The organism is Zhengella sedimenti, from assembly GCF_046506625.1.
GTDB lineage: Bacteria > Pseudomonadota > Alphaproteobacteria > Rhizobiales > Rhizobiaceae > Zhengella > Zhengella sedimenti.
The window spans coordinates 771,653-792,261 of sequence record NZ_JBKFFP010000002.1 but is presented as its reverse complement, the minus strand read 5'-3'; the positions used below and the strand labels follow the sequence as shown (position 1 = coordinate 792,261).

23 protein-coding genes and 1 pseudogene are annotated in these 20,609 nt (G+C 65.3%); 7 read left to right on the top strand and 17 right to left on the bottom strand.

Annotated elements, in window-relative coordinates; all coding sequences use genetic code 11:
* The coding region (locus tag ACLB6G_RS09440) for a hypothetical protein (protein ID WP_410355892.1) at positions 1 to 181 on the top strand (181 nt) is incomplete at its 5' end.
* Between the two features lie 344 nt (positions 182 to 525).
* Here the strand turns inward: ACLB6G_RS09440 and ACLB6G_RS09435 are convergent.
* From ACLB6G_RS09435 to ACLB6G_RS09410, 6 genes and pseudogenes are all read right to left on the bottom strand, one after another.
* Positions 526 to 984: a GNAT family N-acetyltransferase gene (locus ACLB6G_RS09435; RefSeq protein ID WP_410355891.1), complete on the bottom strand. Its 459-nt coding sequence runs from the start codon at positions 982 to 984 to the stop codon at positions 526 to 528.
* Between the two features lie 130 nt (positions 985 to 1,114).
* The gene (locus ACLB6G_RS09430; RefSeq protein ID WP_410355890.1) at positions 1,115 to 1,624 is read right to left on the bottom strand and encodes an anthrone oxygenase family protein; all 510 of its coding nucleotides are present in this window, start codon (positions 1,622 to 1,624) and stop codon (positions 1,115 to 1,117) included.
* A gap of 61 nt (positions 1,625 to 1,685) precedes the next feature.
* Positions 1,686 to 2,114 carry a DUF4345 domain-containing protein gene (locus tag ACLB6G_RS09425; protein WP_410355889.1) on the bottom strand — a complete coding sequence of 143 codons (429 nt, stop codon included), beginning with the start codon at positions 2,112 to 2,114 and terminating at the stop codon, positions 1,686 to 1,688.
* Positions 2,115 to 2,141: 27 nt separating this feature from the next.
* Positions 2,142 to 2,969: an NAD(P)H-binding protein gene (locus ACLB6G_RS09420; protein WP_410355888.1), complete on the bottom strand. Its 828-nt coding sequence runs from the start codon at positions 2,967 to 2,969 to the stop codon at positions 2,142 to 2,144.
* A 108-nt stretch (positions 2,970 to 3,077) separates the two neighbouring features.
* On the bottom strand, positions 3,078 to 4,082 hold the full coding sequence (locus ACLB6G_RS09415; RefSeq protein ID WP_410355887.1) for an AraC family transcriptional regulator: 1,005 nt from the start codon (positions 4,080 to 4,082) through the stop codon (positions 3,078 to 3,080).
* A gap of 125 nt (positions 4,083 to 4,207) precedes the next feature.
* Positions 4,208 to 4,526 (bottom strand): annotated as a pseudogene (locus ACLB6G_RS09410) (DDE-type integrase/transposase/recombinase); the annotation flags it as partial.
* A gap of 301 nt (positions 4,527 to 4,827) precedes the next feature.
* Between ACLB6G_RS09410 and ACLB6G_RS09405 the strand changes: the two are divergent.
* Together ACLB6G_RS09405 and ACLB6G_RS09400 are read left to right on the top strand one after the other, a co-directional pair.
* Positions 4,828 to 5,577: a DUF3047 domain-containing protein gene (locus ACLB6G_RS09405; RefSeq protein WP_410355886.1), complete on the top strand. Its 750-nt coding sequence runs from the start codon at positions 4,828 to 4,830 to the stop codon at positions 5,575 to 5,577.
* A gap of 253 nt (positions 5,578 to 5,830) precedes the next feature.
* Entirely contained in the window at positions 5,831 to 5,962 is a 132-nt protein-coding gene (locus tag ACLB6G_RS09400; protein ID WP_410355885.1) for a hypothetical protein, read from the top strand.
* A 479-nt stretch (positions 5,963 to 6,441) separates the two neighbouring features.
* Here ACLB6G_RS09400 and ACLB6G_RS09395 read toward each other — a convergent pair whose 3' ends face one another.
* From ACLB6G_RS09395 to ACLB6G_RS09365, 7 genes are all read right to left on the bottom strand, one after another.
* Complete coding sequence (locus ACLB6G_RS09395) at positions 6,442 to 7,143, bottom strand: VIT1/CCC1 transporter family protein (RefSeq protein ID WP_410355884.1); 702 nt, start codon at positions 7,141 to 7,143, stop codon at positions 6,442 to 6,444.
* Positions 7,140 to 9,047, bottom strand: coding sequence for a heavy metal translocating P-type ATPase (locus ACLB6G_RS09390; RefSeq protein WP_410355883.1), 1,908 nt, complete (start codon positions 9,045 to 9,047; stop codon positions 7,140 to 7,142). Before ACLB6G_RS09390 ends, ACLB6G_RS09395 begins: the two co-directional genes overlap by 4 nt.
* Positions 9,048 to 9,052: 5 nt before the next feature.
* A complete protein-coding gene (locus ACLB6G_RS09385) occupies positions 9,053 to 10,033 on the bottom strand; it encodes an FAD:protein FMN transferase (protein ID WP_410355882.1) in 981 nt (326 codons plus the stop codon).
* Entirely contained in the window at positions 10,014 to 12,221 is a 2,208-nt protein-coding gene (locus ACLB6G_RS09380; RefSeq protein WP_410355881.1) for a PepSY domain-containing protein, read from the bottom strand. Before ACLB6G_RS09380 ends, ACLB6G_RS09385 begins: the two co-directional genes overlap by 20 nt.
* Before the next feature lie 11 nt (positions 12,222 to 12,232).
* On the bottom strand, positions 12,233 to 12,703 hold the full coding sequence (locus ACLB6G_RS09375; RefSeq protein WP_410355880.1) for a DUF2271 domain-containing protein: 471 nt from the start codon (positions 12,701 to 12,703) through the stop codon (positions 12,233 to 12,235).
* A 38-nt stretch (positions 12,704 to 12,741) separates the two neighbouring features.
* Positions 12,742 to 13,107, bottom strand: a complete 366-nt coding sequence (locus ACLB6G_RS09370) for a hypothetical protein (protein ID WP_410355879.1) — start codon at positions 13,105 to 13,107, stop codon at positions 12,742 to 12,744.
* A gap of 471 nt (positions 13,108 to 13,578) precedes the next feature.
* On the bottom strand, positions 13,579 to 13,854 hold the full coding sequence (locus ACLB6G_RS09365) for a PepSY domain-containing protein (protein WP_410355878.1): 276 nt from the start codon (positions 13,852 to 13,854) through the stop codon (positions 13,579 to 13,581).
* Positions 13,855 to 13,998: 144 nt separating this feature from the next.
* Between ACLB6G_RS09365 and ACLB6G_RS09360 the strand changes: the two genes are divergently transcribed.
* From ACLB6G_RS09360 to ACLB6G_RS09345, 4 genes are all read left to right on the top strand, one after another.
* Positions 13,999 to 14,658, top strand: coding sequence for a response regulator transcription factor (locus tag ACLB6G_RS09360; RefSeq protein ID WP_410355877.1), 660 nt, complete (start codon positions 13,999 to 14,001; stop codon positions 14,656 to 14,658).
* Positions 14,655 to 16,013 carry an ATP-binding protein gene (locus ACLB6G_RS09355; RefSeq protein ID WP_410355876.1) on the top strand — a complete coding sequence of 453 codons (1,359 nt, stop codon included), beginning with the start codon at positions 14,655 to 14,657 and terminating at the stop codon, positions 16,011 to 16,013. Before ACLB6G_RS09360 ends, ACLB6G_RS09355 begins: the two co-directional genes overlap by 4 nt.
* A gap of 323 nt (positions 16,014 to 16,336) precedes the next feature.
* Complete coding sequence (locus ACLB6G_RS09350) at positions 16,337 to 16,894, top strand: cysteine hydrolase family protein (protein ID WP_410355875.1); 558 nt, start codon at positions 16,337 to 16,339, stop codon at positions 16,892 to 16,894.
* 139 nt (positions 16,895 to 17,033) lie between these two features.
* Positions 17,034 to 17,516, top strand: a complete 483-nt coding sequence (locus ACLB6G_RS09345; RefSeq protein ID WP_410355874.1) for a GNAT family N-acetyltransferase — start codon at positions 17,034 to 17,036, stop codon at positions 17,514 to 17,516.
* Here the strand turns inward: ACLB6G_RS09345 and ACLB6G_RS09340 are convergent.
* The 4 genes from ACLB6G_RS09340 to ACLB6G_RS09325 all read right to left on the bottom strand — a co-directional run bounded on the left by ACLB6G_RS09340 (position 17,504) and on the right by ACLB6G_RS09325 (position 20,594).
* Positions 17,504 to 17,911 carry an Arm DNA-binding domain-containing protein gene (locus ACLB6G_RS09340; RefSeq protein WP_410355873.1) on the bottom strand — a complete coding sequence of 136 codons (408 nt, stop codon included), beginning with the start codon at positions 17,909 to 17,911 and terminating at the stop codon, positions 17,504 to 17,506. The two genes, ACLB6G_RS09345 and ACLB6G_RS09340, sit on opposite strands and share 13 nt — an antisense overlap.
* A gap of 297 nt (positions 17,912 to 18,208) precedes the next feature.
* On the bottom strand, positions 18,209 to 19,135 hold the full coding sequence (locus tag ACLB6G_RS09335; RefSeq protein ID WP_410355872.1) for a calcium/sodium antiporter: 927 nt from the start codon (positions 19,133 to 19,135) through the stop codon (positions 18,209 to 18,211).
* Positions 19,128 to 19,484, bottom strand: coding sequence for a hypothetical protein (locus tag ACLB6G_RS09330; protein WP_410355871.1), 357 nt, complete (start codon positions 19,482 to 19,484; stop codon positions 19,128 to 19,130). Before ACLB6G_RS09330 ends, ACLB6G_RS09335 begins: the two co-directional genes overlap by 8 nt.
* 150 nt (positions 19,485 to 19,634) lie before the next feature.
* Positions 19,635 to 20,594 carry a LysR family transcriptional regulator gene (locus tag ACLB6G_RS09325; protein ID WP_410355870.1) on the bottom strand — a complete coding sequence of 320 codons (960 nt, stop codon included), beginning with the start codon at positions 20,592 to 20,594 and terminating at the stop codon, positions 19,635 to 19,637.
* Positions 20,595 to 20,609 lie beyond the last annotated feature (15 nt).

The following is a 20,609-nucleotide window of genomic DNA, read 5'->3' as shown; positions in this document are numbered from 1 at the left end:
CCAGGACGCGCGCCTTCCCACGGGCCCGCAAGCCGGCAACGTCCGGCGCGGCGGGACAGAAAACCACAAATCCTGCCCCCGCAACCAAATTCCCCCAAACACAGGCCATGTCGCTGGCGCGAAAGCTTCGCTTTCGCTGGCGAGGCAGCACGTCGTGATCGTGGCCCACGAGGTGGTGTAGCTGGCGGCATTGGTCGCCGCTCTCTCCGGGATTGCCGGGGTGATCAGCGCGCCACGGCTGGCAGGCTCACGAGGGGATCATCGCTCAACCGGCCGACGCTTTCCAGCGTCATGTATCCGGAGGCTGGAACGCATCGGGACAACGCATGACCGCTGATGTGCCATGCCTGAACGTGAGCCGCTTGAACCGGCTGTGTGTGCTGACCGGGAACCATAAAGGTACCCTCATGTGGCAAGCGCACTGGCTCGATGAGGCCGCGAACTTCGTTGTTCATGGCGACCACATCAGGGTCGTTCACGGGACGGTACCATCGAGGTACTGCGAGGGCGGCCAGATTCCATTCTTCAGATTCTTAGCTTGTATCCGACATGGGTCGGTTCAAATCCCAGGCGGTCGTAGAAGCGATGGGCGTCTGGCCGGGCCTTGTCGGTGGTCAGCTGAATCAACGAACACCCCCGTTTCCGGCATTCGCTGATCGCCCATGCAAACATTGCTTCACCAAGCTTGGCCCCCCGGCGATCGCTCGCGATCCGGACCGACTCGATCTGTCCACGCTTGGCGCCATTGCGGGAAAGACCGGGGATGAAGGTGAGTTGCAAGGTTCCAACAATCTGTTGCCCATCCTCGACCACACAAAGAAACTGGTTCGGGTCGGCATCAATCTCCGCAAATGCAGCACGGTAGCGATCGTCCACGGCCGGCGAAGCGCTTTCGCGCGACACACCAAGCATGTCGTCGGCCAGCATCGTGACAATCGCCCCCAGGTCCGCTGCGGTCGCTCGGCGAAAACACAGTTTGTCCATGAGCGTTCTCCGTTTTCCTACCTGATTGCCGACTGCTTTCAGACGAAGTGTGTTTCGCGAGCGAGCAGGGCGGCGCATGGGAGGCGCCGCCGCTTCGCTGCGCCGGTCGACGCCCTGCGTGCCTGGCTCTTCAAGCTGCCTGCCCCTGAGACTGTGCCGCCCAGGCGAGCGAGAACAGCAGCAGGCCTGCAGACAGTGCGCAGGCGGCGGCGCGGACCGTATTCCAGAAGGTCCAAAGGGGCAGATAGGTGCGGGACCAGTAGTCCAGCGTCGTATCCGCGGAGGCCTCCATGCCCGCCAGGGTGTCGTTCATCGGCACGTTGAAAAGCACCGTGACCCCGAAGCATCCGACGAAATAGGCCAAGCCAGCCAGCATCATCATGGTTCCGGGACCGTTCCCGACGACCATTGCGCCATAGGCCGCGATCAGCAGCGATACCGGCGCCAGCCCGAGGAAGAGGACCATGAAGACCCAGCGGAACACCTCCCGGTTGATGGCCTGCATCGCCTCCGCGCCACCTTGGCCGCTGGTCACCGACAGGGCGCGCATGATGAAATCCGAGAAGGCGAGAAAGACGCCGCCGACCAGCGCATAGGCGAGGACGGCGAAGTGGGCGAGGTAGAAGAGAGTGGGGGACATGGGGAAGGTTCCTTGGATTGGGGCGGCGGCAGGACGTGAAGCGCGTGCCGCCGCGGTAAACTCAGCGGGCGGACTGGGCCGACAAGAGGCCGGGCGCCGGCTGCCAAAGGCGCCGCCGGAAGGCTGCGAGGCAGAGCACGGCAATGATCAGTTCCGCGACGAGCGCGCCGATGACACTGCCAGACGGCATCCCGTCCACTGCAAGCCCGACCAGCCGCCCGGCCGGAAAGGCGATGAAGACCGTCAGGGCCACCGCCATGCCAATGGGCATGAGCGCGTGCCGCAGAATGCCGAGCAGCATCAGAAGGCCGAAACCCGCGAGACCGGCGCCAGGTGCGCGCAATTCGCTCAACAGGTTGGCGTCTTCACCGAGCGTGATACCGTAGCCGGCGTAGAAGGTGTGCGGCGCGAACAGGATGAAAGCGCCAATGATGAGCGCAACAAGGCCGGAGAGACCGAGCGCAATCTTCTCGAACAGGGTGGGGCGCATGTCATTTTCTCCTTTCATGGTGCGGTGTCAGGCGGCGTGTGTCCAGGCACCGTTCCGGGCAGCAGCCCGGGCGAAATCCGCGAAGTCACGGGGTGCGCGGCCAAGCGCGCGCATCACACCGTCCGTGGTGCGGGCGTTGCGTCCGTCCAGCGTTTCGCGCGCGATGGCGGTGAAGACGTCGGCGACGAAGATGCCGCCAGCCTGTGCGATGGTTGCGTGGAACGCCTCGAAGCTGATCGGGATATGCCGGATTTCGCGCCCGGTGGCCTGCGAGAGTTCCGCCGCCATGTCCGCAAAAGACATCAGTCGCGGGCCGGTCACCTCGTAGAGCTCGCCCTTGTGGCCGTCTTCGGTCAGCGCCGCGACGACGACATCGGCAATGTCGTCAATGTCGATGATGGGCTCGGCAACATCACCGCCGGGCATCGGAAGGACACCGGCCAGGACCGGATCGCGCAGGTAGCTTTCGGAGAAGTTCTGCGCGAACCAGGCGGCCCGAACGATGGTGAAGTCGACACCGGCATTGCGCACGACCTCTTCGCCCAGCCGGGCGTGGTGTTCGCCGCGGCCGGACAGCAGGACGAGGTGCTCGACATCCACGTCGCGGGCCGTCTCGCAGAGCGACTCGAGCTTTTCCACGGCGCCGGGGAAGGCGAGGTCGGGAAAGTATGTGACATAGGCCGCCCGGGCCCCGCGCAGGGCCGGCGCCCAGGTCTCTGGCGACTCCCAGTCGAAGGGGGTAGCGGAGCTGCGCGAGCCGTGGCGCACGGCAATGCCTCGCGCCTCGAGGCGGCTGGCGACGCGGCGCCCCGTCTTGCCGGTTGCGCCGATGACGAGAATCTCTTGGTCTTTCATGGGGTGTCTCCCTGGCTTCGGTATCGGTAGCCAAGGGATAAGCGCAGGGGCGCTGCGCAGTATTGACCCGTGATGCCAGGCTTTTGACCGCCGTCGCCAATACGTCCGTCAGCGGTGGGAGAAATCCTTGCGGTAGGTCGCGGGCGTCGTTCCGATCCAGCGCTTGAACGCGCGGGTAAAGGCGCTCTGCTCGGAGAAGCCGGTCAGAAACGCGATTTCGGCCAGTGAATGGCTCTCGTCCCGCAACAGCCCTACGGCGAGGTCGCGGCGTGTTTCCTCGGTGAGGCTCTGAAAGTTCATTCCGTGTTCGGACAGGCGCCTGTGGAAGGACCGTGCACTGAGCCCAAGGCCGCGGGCGATCTCGGCCATCTTTGGCGCCCCCTCGCTGAGGGCCTGGGCGATTTCGGCTTTCGCCTGCATGACAAGCGCGGGCTCCCGGGCGATCTCGGACAGTTCTGCGTCGAGATGCGTGGTGAGATATTGCGAGATCCCCTCGTCCCCGAGGATGTTGGGCCGGGCCAGCGTCTCGTCGGCATAGAGGATCGCGTCGAGTTCGGCGCCGAAGCGCACCGGGCAGCCGAACCAGTCCTCGTGCGCAGCGATCGAGCGCGGGGCGGGATGCCGGACCAGCACCTCCACGGGCGCGAGCGGCACCGGGCAGACCTGCCTTGCGATGGACACGGCGCTGGCAAGGGTCGCTTCATTGGACAGCCGCATTCCGAGGCGCCGTTCGCCCGCCCGATGCAGGATGAAAAGGGAGCCCCCCGCTGTCGGCCGCAACTCGTATTCGACGACGCTGGTCCACAGACGCGCATAGCGCTCCACGCGCGCGTAGGACGCCCCGAGCGTCGTTGCAGCCTTGAAGGCCAGCCCGAGTGCGCCGTATTCGTCAAGCCGCATGGAGGCTCCCGTGCGCACCGGCAGGTCGGTCACGTCGATACGATCGGCGATCCTTTCGAGCATGTCGTAATAGCGCTCGGCGGGAACCATCTGGCCGGCGTCCCAGGGGCCTGCGGGGTCGATGCCGACAATGGCCAGCATTTTCTCGGCATCGATCTCATCGCCCGCTGCGGCGACCACCCTGCGCGCGAAGAGCGACGTCACATAACCCATGCCTCGCATTCTACGGTACGCGCGGTGAGCAGCCAAGCGCGCGGTGGATGCGGGCGCAAAGTGAACTGGATCTCCTCTTTACGCCAAGCCTTGCATCCGCCGGCACGTACAGCGAAGGTTTGCTTTCCGCCGTTGCCGACCGACGGTTCGATGCCGGCCACGGCCTGTCGCTCGATGTATGTGAGCGACAGGTATTGGGAGCCGCGATCGGAGTGATGCACAAATCCCGCGCCCGGCCGTCGTTGGTGAACGGCCTGCTCCAGGGCATCCAGGACGAACCCGGCATGGGCCGTGCGGCTCACGCGCCATCCGACAATGCGCTGAGCAAAGGCGTCGATGACGAAGGCGACGTAGACAATGCCATGTCGCGGCATAGGTGAAGCCGCTCAGCCAAAGCATGTCCGGCGCCGGTACGCGGAACTGGCGGTTCACCGTGTCCAGCGGCTGTCATGTTCCCCTTGATTGTCCAGAATCATGCGAACAGCGCGCTGGTGGACTTCGGGAGAAGACTTGTTCGTCGTCTTGCTCATGATGACCCGCACCGTAAACGGTGCGACCGAAGTGCTGTATTTTTCGACGTGCCGTATCAGCCGCCTGAGCAAGATTCCCCGGCAAATCCCCCAGCAGGGCGCTCCAAACTTCGGTCCCAGAGCAATTCAACGCGCGACTCTCCCAACAGCTGGAGCGAAGTCGGGGTTCAGATCAGTTTGACCTTTCATTGCGTCACCGAAGAGTGAATGGACAGATGAAACATATGGGCTATCTGCATTGCATCGCAGACCAGACAAAGCTGCCTGATATCCCGCTTCATGGAGTTTTCATGCCTGCTCACCTGACCCGCCGAACTGCACTGTCACTTGGCCTTGGGACACTGGCCGCTGGTGTCCTGCCGCGCGAAACCCGTGCGAATACGATCACCTTCGATAACGGGTGGGAGCATCTGACATTTCGCCGCCTGAAACCCAACAGCTTTGCCACCAGGCCCAACCGCTTGACAGTTGTTTCCAACGGGACATCCTCGATTTTGTATCGCATTCTGTCCGATGACCTGTTTGCCAGCCGCCGCGCTGAATGGACATGGCGCGTGGACAGTTCCGTGCCGCCTTCCGACCTGGCAACCATTGGAAATGACGACCGCAACCTGGGTGTATTCTTTGTGAATGCGGAAGATGATGTCGCCGCGCGCGTCCGCCCCGGCACGTCAATTTCCAGCCTGTTGCGCAACCGCAATGTGCAGGTGCTGATGTATACATGGGGCGGCGACAACCTGCTGGGCACAGTCATTCCCAGCCCGCACGCGCCTGACCGTCTGCGAAATATCGTGCAGCGCCGCCCTGCGACGGGCGAATTCCGGGAAAGCGTTGACCTGACCCGCGATTTCCGGCGCGTGTTCGGGGTCGAAATGCGCAATCTGGTGGCACTGGCCGTCTCGTCCAACAGCGAGAATTCGGGCAGCCGCGTTCAGGCGCAGGTCAGCGGCTGGGTGTTGGGTTAGTTTGTTGCGATCGCGCCGCCTCCGATGCTCCGCTCGAGAAAGCAAATCCGGGACTTTCGTCAGATCGTGACGCAGCGGTGTTGCCGTTGACCCCAGATGTTGAGATGCGTGGCAACCCATGCGCAACCACTCGAACATCTGTTGCATGGCCGTACATCTCTGTTATTGCCGTTGATCTTCCTGAGCGATCATCAACTGCCAAAGAAAGCCGGAATCCGGATCGTCTTCCGGCTGCGCAAATTTTTGATCGTGAATGTCGACCACGACCAGTTCCGAAGAGATCCGTTACTGTCGTTTTGTTGGTTTTTCAAAGCTTCAGGAAGTCGAGCGCGACCAAGAAACGAATGGCATTGATCCGGCGATGATCGACCAGGCGGCCGCGTGATGTGATCGCTGGCCAGCGTCTTCGGCAACCTCAACGCGTTGAAACTCCATCACCGCTGCCAAGTCTGCTTGACCCAGGTCGTCCGAAAAAAGCTGTCGGTCCTCTCCCGGCCCCAATTCGGACTGAACACATGGATCGAACCCATCGGCAATTCATCTGATCTTCGATTTCAGGAGCGTCTCGGTCGAGCGGAACTGCCAGCGACGTGAATTCGCGCGCTTGATATCCAAAAGCAATATCAGTGGCTTGCAAGCTTTCCACCAAATCAGCGCAGTCATCAGGTCCGGAGAATATCGACCTTGAGAGAAGGCTTCCGGCCCGTCTGGCGCAGGGGCAGGTGCCCAGCGCCACCCGCACAACCCTCGAAAACAACGGAAAAATCCGGCCGCGGCCGGATCGGGAGAATGCTTTCGGTGGGCCAGGTGGCGGAGGAGGTGTGCCTGAAACACGGCCTTCTCCACCTAAAAACCCAACAATTGCTAACCCACCGTGACGCCAGACAGTGCTCCGACTGCCGCTGTCGCAGCCATTGCGAGAGCGCCCCACAGTGTGACCCTCGCAGCGCCCCGAACGACACGAGCGCCGCCAGCGGAGGCCCCGAGCCCGCCGAGAATTGCCAGGCCGATGATTGACGATGCCGCCACCAGAAGACTGATCGACGTTTCGGGCGCCAATAGAACGACGATAAGCGGAACAACCGCACCTACGGCGAACGTGAGAGCCGAGACCAGCGCCGCCTGGATCGGGCGGGCCTTCACGATTTCGGAGATGCCGAGTTCATCGCGCGCATGCGAACCGAGCGCGTCGCGTTCGGTCAGCTGGTGGGCCACCTTTTCCGCCAAGTCGCGATCGAGCCCTCGGTCCTCGTAGATTCGCGTCAACTCCTCGATCTCGGCTTCCGGCGTTTCTGCGAGTTCACGGGTCTCACGCGCAAGGTCGGCTTGTTCCGCATCAGTCTGAGAACTGACCGAGACGTATTCACCAGCCGCCATGGACATCGCCCCGGCCACAAGGCCGGCCAATCCCGCGATCAAGACCTCGGATTTTCCGGACCCTGCCGCGGCGACGCCGACAACCAGGCTCGCGGTCGACACGAGACCGTCGTTGGCACCGAGCACGGCGGCCCGCAGCCAGCCGATGCGATGTACCATGTGGATTTCGGAATGTGAGAGGCGGCTCATGGCATGGCTCCTTGCGTGATGTCGGCCTGCCCGGAGGAGAGAGCCTTTGGTTTCGGAATGGAGGGTTCTTGGGGCGCGATGCGCAGCGCGCGCAGGGCGTTCAGGATCACGGCGACGTCGATCGCTTCCTGCAGGAGGGCACCTTCCACCGGCGTGAGGTAGCCGTAGGCTGCCGCGATCATGCCGAGGACGGACAGGCCGATCCCGGCGACGACGCTTTCGACGGCAATCCGGCGCGCACCGCGTGCGATCTCGATCCCGGCGCCCAGCCGGTCGATCCGGTCAACGAGGAGTACGACATCCGCCGCCTCGGCCGATGCAGCGGCGCCGCGCGCGCCCATCGCCACACCCACGTCCGCCGCCGCCAGCGCGGGCGCATCGTTCACCCCGTCGCCGACCATCATCACGGGTCCGTGCTTGTGCTCGGTGAGCACGAGCAGAACCTTCTGGTCGGGCGTGAGGCCGGCCCTTAAACCATCGAGACCGAGCCCTTCCGTCACGCGTTCGGCGACGTCAGCGCGGTCGCCCGTGGCAAGCAGGATGCGCGCGATGCCTTCCCGCCGCAACCCGTCGAGCATGGCGCCCGCGCCTTCGCGGAGGGGATCGGACATGACGAGATGCCCTGCCATGTGTCCGTCGACCGCGACCGCGACGAGGACCGAGCCAGCCGCGATGGCGGAATGATCGCCCGGCTGGCGCCCGACGCGGGAGGCCACGAAGCCGTCGCCGCCCACGACGACCTTGCGTCCCTCGACATGGCCCACGACGCCTTCGCCCGGGATTTCGGCGACCTCCGAGGGAACGGGCAGTGTGAAGCCCCGCGCCTTCGCCGCGGCGACGATGGCCTGCGCCACCGGGTGCTTCGACGCCTGGTCGAGTGCTGCGGCCAGGCGCAGGATATCGTCCTCGGCCATGCCGTCGTGGCTGTCGATCGACACGATCTGCGGCCGGCCGTCGGTCAGCGTGCCGGTCTTGTCGAGGATCAGCGTGCGGATGCGCGCCATCGTTTCCAGCGGTCCTGCCCCCTTGATCAGCACACCGAAGTGCGCCGCACGCGAGAGGCCGGCCACCAATGCCACGGGCACGGCCAGGATCAGCGGACACGGCGTGGCCACGACCAGCACGGCGACCGCCCGGATCGGATCGCCGGTGAACCACCAGGCCGCAAAAGCGATGGCGACGGTGACCGCGAGAAAGCCCAGCGACCAGCGGTCGGCCAGCCGCGACATCGGCGCCTTGGATGCCTGCGCTTCCTCCACCAGCCGGACGATGCCGGCATAGGTGCTGTCCTTGGCCTCTCGCGTCGCGGTGAGGTCAAAGGCTTCGCCGGCATTGGTGGATCCGCTCATGGCGTCGGCGCCATGCGCCAGCCGGACCGGCAACGATTCGCCGGTCAGCGCCGAGGTGTCGACGAAGGCCGCCTCGGACACCACCGTGCCGTCCACCGGAACGACGTCGCCCTGCCGGATCAGCAGACGGTCGCCGGGCGCGATCTCGTCGAGGGGCACCTCCTCAAGCGCGCCATTGCGGTGCCTGGTCGCGGTCCGGGGCACGCGCGACAAAAGGTCCTGCATCGAGCGCCGCGCACGGCCTTCCGCGAAGGCTTCCAGGAATGTCCCACCCGAATACATCACCGCAACGACGGCCGCCGCGAGGGTTTCGCCGAAGACGAGCGCTGCGGTCATGGAGAGCGCCGCCACGATGTCCAGCCCAACCTCGCCGGAGCGGATGCTGCGCAGGATTTCGACCACGAGCGCCACGAGCGCGGGAACGACGCCGGCGATCCAGATCAGGTCGGCGATACCGGTCCGGCCCGCAAAATAGAACACAAGTCCTGCAATCAGCCCGGCTACGGCCAGCAGCAGAATGACGGTCTTCATGCGATCGGTGTGAGTGGTTTCCATGCGGCTCATCTTCCCCTGGCTGAGGCGATTGCCGCTGGCTCTTCGGAGAAAAGTCGTCCGGTTCCCACGCCCCTTGCGCCGGCATCATCATCGCGCAGCAGGAACAGGGCGTCGAGCCCGGTTCGTCTTGCCAATACCGCTCCTACCTCGGGCCCGAGCACCATGAGTGCCGTCGCCCAGGCATCGGCTTCGGCACAGGTGGGGGCGACAACAGTAACGGAGGCCGGCGGCGCGATCAGCGGTGCGCCGCGCCTCGGGTCCATTGTGTGGGACAGGCGCCGCCCCTGCACTTCGACCCAGTGGCGGTAGTCGCCGGATGTCGCGACGGCGGCATCGTGTAGCGCGAGGATGGAATGCGGCGTCCGGCGCTCGGGGTCCGGGGCCTCGACCGCGATGGTCCACGCCTCGCCATCCGGCCGGAGACCCATCGCGCGCATCTCGCCATCGATCCCGACGAGGGCATCCACGATTCCATGGTCGTGCAGGGTTTCGGCGAGCCGGTCGACGCCATAGCCCTTGGCGATTCCGTTGAGGTCGAGCGCGATGGGCGCGGCCTTGCGCACATTGGCGCCGTCGAACTCCAGAACCTCGTGCGCCGGGCGGCGCGAGTTATTCATCGCGGCGCGGATGCCATCCGGCGCTGCGGCCTCAGGCCCGAAGCCCCAGGCCATCACCGCGTCACCCATGCCGATGTCGAACGCGCCGCCGGATATGCGCCCGATCTCGAGGCCGAGGCGCAGCACCTCGGCGAGCCGCGCGGGAACCGCGATCCATTCCCCCACCGGCGCCGCGTTGAGCCGCATGAGGTCGCTGCCCGTGTTCCAGGTCGACATCTGTCTGTCCACCTCTTCCACGGCCGCCTGCAGCGCCGCGCGGATCGGGGCCGGGTCGAAGTCCGGCTCCGCGTAGAACGTGGCCGACCAGCGCGTGCCCATCGTCGGTCCGTTCAGAGCGATGCGCGCGCGTTCAGTAGACATCTTCGACATAACGCCCCTCCGCCTTCAGGACGGCCGGCGTCAACCCGGCCGGTTTGAGGATCTCGGCGAGCGCGTCGGCCACGCCGACCGCCATGTCCCGGCCGCCGCAAACCATCACCCGCGCCCCATTGCGGATGAGTTCCACGACCTGAGTGGCCTCACCGCGCAGTGCATCCTGCACGTAGTGGGGACGCGCCCCGCGCGAGACGGCCGTGACCAAGCGTGTCAGACGCCCCTCGTCCTGCCAGCCAGGGAGTTCCTCGCCGTAGAAGAAATCGCTGGCGGGATTGCGCATGCCGAAGAACAGGTGGACGGGCCTGCGGCTTGTGTTGCCACGGATGAAGCCCGCGAGCGGCCCGATACCGGTCCCCGCGCCGATCAGGATCAGCGGCGCACGGCTCCGATCCGGATGGAAGCCAAGGTTGCGGCGCAGGAAGGCGGCGACGGTATCGCCCGGCTCCAGCGCCGTGAGCTGGCCCGAGCACAGGCCGCCGGGGTGCTTTCTGACGACGATCTCGATGAAGCCGTCGCAGCGTCCGGAGGCGAGCGAGTAGAGCCGCGGCACGGCGCTTCCGTGCGGCAAGACGCCGATCAGGTCTCCCGCCTGGAACCGGGCGAACCCGCCCGCGACCAGCCGTTGCCAGAGCGAAACGCGCGGCAGTGCGAAGCGAAGAATCGCGGTCGGGACCTGCACCTCGGCGCCGTAGTCACGCCGCGAGACGAGGGTCAGCGTGGTCGTTTGCGGCTGGACCGGCTGATGCGACAGTTCGAGGTCGATCCCGATAGCGTCGCCGAGTGCGCGGCCCCAGCGGGCGAAATCCTGCGGCGATTGCCGGTCGATGGTGTCGAGCGGCAGAAGCTCGGGCCAACCCTTCGCTTGCGCCGCTGCCGCGACGTCGCTGGCGAAAGCGCAATAGGCCGGAAAGCTGCGGTCGCCGAAGCCGAGCACTGCCAGAGGAATGTCCGGCGTCCGGTCGGAAGCATTCAGCCGGTCGAGAAAGCCCTTCGCCGAGGCCGGTGCCGCGCCGTCGCCATAGGTCGCGGCGAGCAGGATGATCCGCCTGGCCGCGGCGTAGTGTTCGGGGGTGAAGCCCGACATCGGGCCGACATGGACGCTCTGCCCGGCGTGGGTGAGCGCGGCGTGAAGCGTCGCCGCAAAGCCCCAGGTGCTGCCGCCCTCGCTGCCGACGAGCAGGATCGTCTCGGCGTGACCGGCGGGCCGATTGCCCCTGACGCGCGGCCGGCCGCGCCGTCCGGCGAGCCAGACCAGGACGCCGGTCGCGCCCATAGCAGGCACGCCGAGCGCCATGAGCCCGAGCACGAGGCCGAGCGCCGCCGCGCCCTGTCCGGTGTGCAGCATGTAGATGGTCTCCGACACGCGCTCCCATCCCGTGAGGTCGGCCCACGACAGGAGCGAACCGGTGCCCTGGTCGAGATATCCGGTGCCGCGGTCAGTCTTGAGAGTGAAGACGTCCGTCGCGTCGCCGGGGTAGGGAAAGCTCAACTCGCGCAGCTCGGTGACGGGCGTCTGCTGCAGCGTGGGCATCCGATCCAGCGCGAACCCCGTCTCTCCGCTCACCTCGGCCGGCATGGCCGGAATGGTGCTTCCGTCTGGCAGGAGATCGAATGTGGACGCTGTCATCCAGAGGGCGGTCATGGAAGACAGAACAAGGCCGACGACGACGATCCGGGCAATCTCGACGTGCAGCCGGCTGGCGAAGGGACCGCGCAAGCGTGCGAACCAGCGCCGCCAGCCGCCCGCCCGGTGCGCGACCAGCATCGCGCCGGAGAGCGAGAGGATCAGCATCGCGCCAGCCCCAGCGGCCATGGCGATGCGGCCGCCATCCCCGAGGAACAGCGAACGGTGCAGGTTGGTGAGCCAGCGCTGCGTCTGGTTCGGGTCGGCCGAGGCCACGCCCTCACCAGTTGCCGGATCGATCACGGCGGCACCCGGCGCGCCCTGATCGAACCAGTAGGCGGTGATCCGGCCGGAAGGCGACCGGCGGATCTGTTCGACGCCCGGATAGACGCCCTGGATGCGGTCCGCGAGAGCGGCAACGGTCAGCCCGGCTTCCGCCTGCGGCGCGGCGATCCGCTCGACTGCGGGAAAGACCGACAGGGCCGCGCCGCTCAGGCTCAGTATGGTGACGAGCGCGAGGGCCAGAAGACCCGGCCAGCGATGGAGTGCACGGATCATGGCCTCGCTCCTCACATGTCGTAGGCGAAGCTGGCGATGTAGCGGCGGCCGCTCGTTGGTGTGCCCGCGCCATCGGTCTTGAGCGGGACGGCCACCTCGTTCGGGCTGTCGCGCATGTCCTCGACAGCCGCGTCGATGTGGAGCGTGTAGCCCGCGTCGAAGAGCGCGTCGGCCAGATCGAGCGTGATCTCGAGCGTGCGGCCAGCGCCGACGCTGGCGCCGGTGATGCCGTTGACCTGCGCGGTGTCGCCGCCGGTGGCGCGGTACCAGTCGCTCAGGTGCTCGTAGTACTTGGATTTGCCGCCGGCCATCCACAAGCTGCCGACATAGGCGCCGGAGGCGTCAGTGACGTAGAGCGCGAGATAGGCTCCGTCGCCGCCGTAATTGTTGAGGGTCGTGGTCAGGGTCACCGGCCGCGCCATGGCGAGGCCAGGGAGCGTCAGCGCGGTGGTCAGCGCGAGCATTGCGAGAAGCGATTTCATCGGGTTGATCCTTGTTCGGAGAGGGGCTCGAGAGCGGTTCAATTCACCTGAACCTTCGGAGGTGCGCCGTTCCCGAAGAGACCGTTCTGCGGCGGGGCGACCGAGCCGGCGGGCGCGGGATTGCGGGCGCCGCCCCGACAATCTTCGTCGTCATCATCGTCGTCGCAGTCATCGTCATCGTCGTCATCGTCGTGGTGGCCGCGACGCGAACCGTCCCGCCGGCGGTCGTCGTCGTCGTCGTCGTCGCTTGCGAGAACGAGCGGCATGGTTTGCGGTGCGTCGTCGAAGAGAGCGGCGACGGGCCGAAGGACATCGGATGGGGCTAGCATCGCACTCCAGGCGGGGACGCCGATCGCGGCGGTAAGCGCCGTGGACGCGACCAGAAGTGTCAGGGTCTTTTTCATGGCAGGGTCTCCTTGTCATCTGCTGGGGACAATCTGGAGATGCGACCTGAGGGCTTCCTGACGCGTCGGCGATTCCCGCTTCAGCTTGCCGTCAGGAAGAAAGACGCCGGCGGGACGAAAAAGGCCTCGCCGGGGAAAGCGGGGCCAGGTCGGGCCGACGGGGCGCCCTGCCGCGGGGGCTGGGTCGGTCAGGCGATGTCGCCGGGACCGGGAGCGCGCTTCTCGCCCGTCACCGTCGTCGTCGGCCCAAGCGGGCGCCACAATGGCGGGAATGGACGGAAGCATCGCCAGACGGGTTTCCTCCTCCATCAGCCAGCCGGTGAAGGCTGTGCCCTACAGCCTGACCAGCAGCGCCACGATCATCGCCGCGCCCGCCTGGTTGTGGCTGAGTTGGCGCCGTACCAGAGGATCCCGACCCGGACCTTGCTGCTCGGCCCCGTGTTCATTTCTGGCACCTGGTGTGAGATCGCGTCAGTCATCGTCCTCGTATTCGAACTCGATCACCTGCAGCGTCGCCGGATGAACGGTCACCTCGATCGGGCGCCCCCCGGCGTCCCGGCCGTCGATCTCGTAGCAGCCGTCGTCGATCTTGATCCGGCGCACCGTCCAGCCGTTCTCCTCGGCCAGACGGGCGACGGCGTCGCGCGGCTGCCAGTCGGCCATCGGCACGAAGCAGTCGTCGTCAGCCAGCGCGACACCGGCCGGAAGGACCGCGAGAAAGCCGAGAATTGTCAATGTCTTCTTCATGGGCCAAACTCCTCGCTACGGCCATCGTGACGCAATTCATGCGCGGCGAAGCTGACGGCAGCCTGAAGGGATGTACCCCGCCGCTTCAGCTTCATGTCAGCCAGACGGATCATGGAGGGTCATCGGAAGAGGACGGGGACGAGCATGCGCATCCTGCTGATTGAGGACGACACGGTGCTGGGGGCTGCGGTGCGCGACCAGATCGCGGCCGATGGGCAGTCGGTCGATTGGGTGATGCGCCTCGATGCGGCCGGTGACGCTGCGAAATCCACCTCCTACGACCTGATCCTTCTCGACCTGATGCTGCCGGATGGTCGCGGGATCGGCTTCCTGAAGAGCCTGCGCGCGCGCGGGGACGTGACCCCGGTCATCATCCTGACCGCGCTCGACCAGGTGTCGGATCGGATCGAGGGTCTGAACGCGGGCGCTGACGATTATCTCGTCAAACCTTTCGATCTTGCGGAGTTGTCGGCGCGGATAGGGTCTGTCGCTCGACGCTACAGTGGCAACCCGAACCCCATCGTCATCCACGGGTCACTGGAAATCGATCTCGCCGCCCGTAGCATTCACCGCGACGGCAAGCCGGTGCAACTGACCGCCAGGGAGTGGGCGCTGTTCGAAGCGTTTCTCGCACGCCCCGGTCAGTTGCTGTCCAAGGCACAGCTGGAGGAGAAGCTCTACGCCTTCGACGCCGAGGTGGAGAGCAATACGATCGAGGTGCATGTCAGCCGCCTGCGCAAGAAGCTCGGGCCCTCGGTACTCGAGACCGAGCGCGGCATGGGCTACCGGCTGGGCCGTCCATGAAATGGCCCGCGAGCCTTCAGGGCCGACTCGGCCTGTCTCTGGGTCTCGCGCTGACGGTGCTGTGGCTGCTGGCGGCAACGGTGACCGCTGTCATCGTCCGGGGCGAGCTGGACGAGGTCTTCGACAGCGCCCTGAGGGAGACCGCGGAACGCATCCTCCCGCTGGCGGTGAACGATATCGTGGGCCGCGAAGATCAGGGCGTGACGCAGCGGCTCGCGCCCATCCGGGACCACGACGAGTTCTTCACCTACCTCGTGCGGGATGCGGAGGGGCGCATCCTGCTGCAATCCCACGCGGCCGACCCGGCGGTATTCCCGCCCTGGGACGGCCCCGGGTTCCGGCAGACTGCCACCCACCGGCTCTACAGTGACGCGGCGCTTCAGGACACGATCCGTATCACCGTCGCGGAGCCGCTGACCCATCGTGCGTCGGTCGCCCGCGAGATCCGGATGGGACTTGGGCTGCCGCTGCTGATCGTCCTGCCGGTCGCGCTTGCGGCCATCATCCTGGCGGTCCGCTTCAGCCTCGATCCGCTGCGCCGGTTCCGCGCTCGGCTGGAGGCGCGTGGCGCCCGCGACCTTTCGGAGGTTCCTGCGAGCGATCTGCCCACGGAAATTGGTCCACTGGCGAAGACGCTCAACGGCCTTCTGGCCCGCTTGCGCGAGGCGTTCGAGGCCGAGCGCAGCTTTGCCGCGAACGCTGCCCACGAGTTGAGAACGCCGCTGGCCGGCGCCATTGCGCAGGCGCAGCGGCTGAAGACGGAGACGCATGAGCCGACCACCGAAGCGCGTGCCACTGAGATCGAGGCAACGCTCAAGCGCCTGACCCGGCTTTCCGAACGCCTCATGCAGCTCGCGCGGGCCGAAGGCGGGCGGCTGCGGATGGACAGCAGCGCGGACCTGAGGGGCATCGCGCGGGTCGTGATCGACGACATCGGGCGCGCGGGCGCGACAGGGCGGATCGCGCTCAGCCTGCCCGACTCGCCGGTGATGTCCGACCTTGATCCCGACGCCTTCGCCATCCTGTGCCGCAACCTCTTGGAGAATGCTCTTCGGCACGGAACCGAGAATACGACGGTCGACGTTGCTTTGACCGCGGACGGGCTGCTTTCGGTCGCCAACGACGGCCCGGTCCTGCCACGCCAAACTCTCGACCGGCTGACGGCGCGTTTCGAACGGGCGAACGCGAGTGCCGAAGGCAGCGGGCTTGGACTCGCCATCGTCGCCGCCATTGCTGACCGGATCGGGAGTTCGCTCGTTCTGGAGTCTCCGCGTCCGGGAACATCCTCCGGTTTCCAGGCGTCGCTCAGGTTGCCAACCGAAGTCCCGGCCTCCACTGCGAGGCGCGGCGCGTAGCACGGGGCAAGTGCCGGAACATCAGCACACCCGCGCCTGTTCCCGGATCACAGCATAGCCGCTCAGCATCTCCGTGATCGCCGAGCCCTCCGGCAGCAGGCCCAGCTCCTCGGCCGCCTGCGGCTGGAAGCCCTGACTGTATTCGGTGACGGGCGGGCATGCCGTTGGCCCGACGTCGAAACCGCCCGTCGCGTAGCCGCTCAGCTTGATGATTGCGAGACCGAGGGTGACTGTCGTCGACCAAGGGTCCGGCTACGACCTCAAATCCGAATCAGCTATCGAGACCTTGGCCGTACCGACCGGCTGCCATTGGAGAAGCCGACATGTCCTTGTCGATCAAAAACCTTGTCCTGATAGACTTTCAAAAGGGCTTCGACGATCCCTTCTGGGGCAGTCGCAACAATCTGGCTGCCGAAGACAATGCCCGCGCACTGATCGCTGCGATGCGGGCGGCAGGCGGGCGCGTCCTCCATGTCCGGCACCTGAGCAGTGAGGCCCGATCGCCGTTGAGCGGTCCTGGCGCGGATTTCAAGTCAGGGTTTGAGCCTGCGCAGGGAGAGGCATACTACGAGAAGACGGTGAACTCGGCCTTTATCGGAACGACGCTGGAGGCCGATCTCCGCAGGGCTGGCGCGCGGGACCTCATCATTTGCGGCCTGACAACGCCCCATTGTGTCTCCACTACTACAAGGATGGCGGCCAACCTGGGTTTCTCGGTCGAACTGGCACATGATGCCTGCGCCGCCTTCACCCGCAATGCCAATGTCGCCTTCGATGGCGGTCCCGCTCCGTCTGCAGATGAAATCCACCGCGCCGCCGTCTATCAGCTCCACGGTGAATTCGCCCATGCGCTGCGGACCGCAGACCTGATCGCGTCTTGAACTCGGAGATTTCGCATGCTTCTCCAACGGCGAACAAATTCCATCCGGTTGGTTTGTGCCTCATGTCACGAGTGACCCAGGCCTTTTTGCTTGGTAGGGGCAGGCATCGCATCCGCCACGCGCTTGAAAGGCATGGAACATGGTCTTGATCCGCCCCTGTTTTCACGACCGCGAACTTGCCGAATGCCTTGGCATCTGGCGCCGCGCCTCAGAAGTCGGCCACCCCTTCCTCGATCGCACGACACTCGATGGAGATGAGGTTCTCGTGCGCGATCAGTACATGCCGGCAGCAGAAATCTACGTCGCCGAGGTCGACGGGATGGCCGTCGGCTTCATTGCTATGCTTGGTGACGTTGTCGGAGGGCTCTTCGTCGATCCGTCTTTCCATCAGCAGGGCATCGGCCGCGCGCTGATCGGGCATGTTGCCGTGCAGCACGATGAACTCAAGGTCGAAGTCTACGAAGCGAATACGCGCGCCCGAGCGTTTTATACGGCCTGCGCTTTTGTCGAGACGGGGAGGCGCGATCGCGACGATCAGGATCGCCCCCTGCCGCTTATACGGATGCAGATGGCAAAAACGCCTGTGCCGTCGGAGGAAGGACGTCGGAGCTACCCGTCGTAATTTTTCAACGTGCTTGTCCTCAAGCGTGCCTGTTGCGGTTGGGACATGGCGATGTCCAGGGCGCGCTTTGGGAAGTCAGCTGCAAAGTCCTGCACAATTGGCATCTTCCGGATGGGGCTGCGTTTAGCCGCTGGATCATCGCCCAACTGGACATTGGCAAGGACGGTCGCGGCTCGCCTTCGGGCTTCCTCTGCAGTGAGGGCGCCGCTTTTTCCGAGAATGAACCGACGGACGGGCGCGCCGCGTCCGCTTCCCGCGCGGTATTCAACACGAAACGTGATGGTTCCATCCGTGTTGCTGCGGGCCTGGAAGCCCTTCAACTCGCTGTCACGCAGGACGGATCCTGCCGGCCTTGTTCTGAGATCATCGATCGCTTTTTTGGTGATTTTCGCCATGTCGCTATCGCTCTTGTTTTCCGCCGTGTCGTCACCGTGTCGTCACCGATGCGAAAACGTGTTCAACAACAGGAAAGCGCTGTCATCAGAAAATGCAATAGAAACAGAACGATAAAGAAACTTCGGAAAACCCGGGCATTCCCCGGAAAGCCTAAGAACTAAGACGCATAGCCTGAAAGGTCCGAAGGACGGTTCAAATCCTCCACCCGAAAGTGCTCCGCGCGCTTCACCGACCGGTGCCAAAACGAAGGGGTGCCATGGGGCCCGTCGCCGGGCCCATGGCGTTACCTTCGGCCTTCAAGCACCGAACAGCACAGCCACGTAGGCGCCATAGGCTGCCAGCATGGCCGCGCCGGCCAGTCGCGGGATGCGGGTGGCAAAGCGCAATATGGCGAGCAGCAGCAGCGAGGATGCCACCATCACGGGGATGTCGAACTGCTGCATCGAGGCGGCGACCGGGACGGGGGTCACGATCGCCGTTATTCCCAGGATGCCGAAGATGTTGAAGATGTTGGAGCCGACGATGTTGCCGAGCGACACGGCGGAATTGCCCCGGATCGCCGCGACTAGGGACGTGGCCAGTTCCGGCAGACTCGTGCCGACCGCGACGATGGTCAGCCCGATGACGGCCTGCGACACGCCAAGCGCCGTTGCGATCGCCGTCGCGCCGTCGACAAGCAGGCGCGCGCCGCCGAACAGCGCGGCCAGACCGGCGGCGGTGACAAGCAGCAGGAAGGTCAGGGACCGGCCTTCCGGCTGATGTTCGTCCTTCGCGCTGTCGCGACGCGATGAGCGGAAGGCGGCGAAGAGAAATGCGCCGAGCATGGCCAGCATGATGAGGCCGGAAATAAGCGAGATCATCCCGGTCAGGGCGATTCCCATCACCACGAAGGCCGCGCCGGCCATGACCATCGCCTCGCGGCGCACGGCCGTATCCCAGGCGGTGATCGGGGCGACCAGCGTAGACAGACCGACGATGAGCAGCACGTTGGCGGTGTTGGAGCCGATGACGTTGCCCAGCGCGATGTCGCTTTCGCCCGAGAGCGCGGCGTCCAGCGAGACCAGCAGTTCGGGCGTCGAGGTACCGAAACCGACGATGGTCAGTCCGATGACCAGTTCGGAAACGCCAAAGCGGCGGGAGAGGCCGACCGCACCGCGAACCAGTGCCTCGCCGCCGGCAAACAGCAGCACGAGGCCCGTGGCGACGAAAATCCATTCAGTCATGATTGCCCTGACCCTTCCCGGTGTCGTGTGATCTGGTTTCGCAATGAACGTTCTCGACAGGCGGATTGTTCACAGGGTCGGTTTCCGCAGCCCAGGCCAGCATGGCAACCTTGGCCGTGGCAGCAACCGCCGCGGCGAGCGCCAGTGCGTAGAGAACGAGTGTCGGCATGGGTGTCAATTGCATCAATCCGCTGACCGCCCAGACCATGGCAATGGCGCCGGCGATCGCCTCGGTCGCAAAGAAAAGGGTGACGGCGATGACGCCGGTGATGGTTGCGATGGAAACGATACGGGTGGGAAGTGCCGGATTTCGGGGATGATCCGGCGTAACCGCTTCAAGCGACGGCATGCGCCACGGGCCTTTGAAAACCGCTGCCGGAAACGGAGCGGAGCCGCGGTTAGATGTGGGCGCGATGGCGCCCGCGCAAGCCCTGTTGCCAGGCTGCCGGAAAATAATGTTCCTCGCCGGGCCAAACTGCCGCCGAGGGTGGAACCGGCCTCATCCGCGATAGGTGCGCGCGGCCAGCGGTTCCTGCTCCAGAAGTGCCTTGAACATCGAAAGCATGACCGATTCCGGGGGCGCGAACTTGCGCCGGGGATTGGTGACGAGATGGATGTCGACTGACGGCAGCGAGGCGAAGGGCGGCAATTGGCGCAGCAGGCCGGCGCGCACGTCCCGTTCCGCCACATGGGTGGGCAGGGCGCCAATGCCGATATTGGCGATGATCATCCTCCGAACCTCGGTAAGATTGGAGGAAATGCCGCGCAGGCCGGGCGCCAGGTTCGCCCGCTCGCGCAGGCGCACCACCGAATCCAGCGGCCCGCCTTCTATCTCCGTCTGGAAGGAGACGGACGCCTCGCCACGCAGATCCTCAAGCGTGATCTCCTTCTTGCCGAACAGCCGGTGATGCGGCCCGCAATAGAGCCCGAAGAATTCGCGGAAGAGGACCCGTGTCTCGATGCCCTTGGGCACGGCGTTCATCAGGCAGATCCCGAAGCTCGCCCGGTTCTGGCGGATCCGGTTGACCACCTCGGCGCTTTCGGCGACGACCATGGAGAAGGTGACCTTCGGATGCCGCCGCGCGAACCGTTCCAGCAGGTCGTCGAGATGCCAGGAGACGACATGGCTCGCCGTGACGATGCTGACATGGCCGGTCAGTTCCTCCTCCTCCGCGTCCATCAGTGCCGGAAGCTGCGATACCGCGCCGAAGATGGAGGCGGCTTCCGCGTAGAGAATCTGGCCCGTCCGGGTGACGCGGAAGCGGTTGGGCTTGCGCTCCACCAGCCTGTGGCCGGTGGCATCCTCCAGCCGCTTCAGGGCACTGGAGATGGTCGGCTGTTTCAGCCCCAGGAAGTCGGCGGCGCGCGAGATGCTCTCCTGTTCCACCACCACCATGAAGGTGCGCAGCAGGTTCCAGTCGAGATTCCAGGGAAAGCGCTGTTCGTAGGGCTTGAGCATTGCCTCAATCTATAA

What these genes read in the sequence shown, in the direction of transcription:
- ACLB6G_RS09435 (WP_410355891.1), bottom strand. Translation starts at nt 984, where the DNA reads ATGGACAAACTGTGTTTTCGCCGAGCGACCGCAGCGGACCTGGGGGCG.
- ACLB6G_RS09430 (WP_410355890.1), bottom strand. Translation starts at nt 1,624, where the DNA reads ATGTCCCCCACTCTCTTCTACCTCGCCCACTTCGCCGTCCTCGCCTAT.
- ACLB6G_RS09425 (WP_410355889.1), bottom strand. Translation starts at nt 2,114, where the DNA reads ATGCGCCCCACCCTGTTCGAGAAGATTGCGCTCGGTCTCTCCGGCCTT.
- ACLB6G_RS09420 (WP_410355888.1), bottom strand. Translation starts at nt 2,969, where the DNA reads ATGAAAGACCAAGAGATTCTCGTCATCGGCGCAACCGGCAAGACGGGG.
- ACLB6G_RS09415 (WP_410355887.1), bottom strand. Translation starts at nt 4,082, where the DNA reads ATGGGTTATGTGACGTCGCTCTTCGCGCGCAGGGTGGTCGCCGCAGCG.
- ACLB6G_RS09405 (WP_410355886.1), top strand. Translation starts at nt 4,828, where the DNA reads ATGAAACATATGGGCTATCTGCATTGCATCGCAGACCAGACAAAGCTG.
- ACLB6G_RS09400 (WP_410355885.1), top strand. Translation starts at nt 5,831, where the DNA reads ATGTCGACCACGACCAGTTCCGAAGAGATCCGTTACTGTCGTTTTGTT.
- ACLB6G_RS09395 (WP_410355884.1), bottom strand. Translation starts at nt 7,143, where the DNA reads ATGAGCCGCCTCTCACATTCCGAAATCCACATGGTACATCGCATCGGC.
- ACLB6G_RS09390 (WP_410355883.1), bottom strand. Translation starts at nt 9,047, where the DNA reads ATGGAAACCACTCACACCGATCGCATGAAGACCGTCATTCTGCTGCTG.
- ACLB6G_RS09385 (WP_410355882.1), bottom strand. Translation starts at nt 10,033, where the DNA reads ATGTCGAAGATGTCTACTGAACGCGCGCGCATCGCTCTGAACGGACCG.
- ACLB6G_RS09380 (WP_410355881.1), bottom strand. Translation starts at nt 12,221, where the DNA reads ATGATCCGTGCACTCCATCGCTGGCCGGGTCTTCTGGCCCTCGCGCTC.
- ACLB6G_RS09375 (WP_410355880.1), bottom strand. Translation starts at nt 12,703, where the DNA reads ATGAAATCGCTTCTCGCAATGCTCGCGCTGACCACCGCGCTGACGCTC.
- ACLB6G_RS09370 (WP_410355879.1), bottom strand. Translation starts at nt 13,107, where the DNA reads ATGAAAAAGACCCTGACACTTCTGGTCGCGTCCACGGCGCTTACCGCC.
- ACLB6G_RS09365 (WP_410355878.1), bottom strand. Translation starts at nt 13,854, where the DNA reads ATGAAGAAGACATTGACAATTCTCGGCTTTCTCGCGGTCCTTCCGGCC.
- ACLB6G_RS09360 (WP_410355877.1), top strand. Translation starts at nt 13,999, where the DNA reads ATGCGCATCCTGCTGATTGAGGACGACACGGTGCTGGGGGCTGCGGTG.
- ACLB6G_RS09355 (WP_410355876.1), top strand. Translation starts at nt 14,655, where the DNA reads ATGAAATGGCCCGCGAGCCTTCAGGGCCGACTCGGCCTGTCTCTGGGT.
- ACLB6G_RS09350 (WP_410355875.1), top strand. Translation starts at nt 16,337, where the DNA reads ATGTCCTTGTCGATCAAAAACCTTGTCCTGATAGACTTTCAAAAGGGC.
- ACLB6G_RS09345 (WP_410355874.1), top strand. Translation starts at nt 17,034, where the DNA reads ATGGTCTTGATCCGCCCCTGTTTTCACGACCGCGAACTTGCCGAATGC.
- ACLB6G_RS09340 (WP_410355873.1), bottom strand. Translation starts at nt 17,911, where the DNA reads ATGGCGAAAATCACCAAAAAAGCGATCGATGATCTCAGAACAAGGCCG.
- ACLB6G_RS09335 (WP_410355872.1), bottom strand. Translation starts at nt 19,135, where the DNA reads ATGACTGAATGGATTTTCGTCGCCACGGGCCTCGTGCTGCTGTTTGCC.
- ACLB6G_RS09330 (WP_410355871.1), bottom strand. Translation starts at nt 19,484, where the DNA reads ATGCCGTCGCTTGAAGCGGTTACGCCGGATCATCCCCGAAATCCGGCA.
- ACLB6G_RS09325 (WP_410355870.1), bottom strand. Translation starts at nt 20,594, where the DNA reads ATGCTCAAGCCCTACGAACAGCGCTTTCCCTGGAATCTCGACTGGAAC.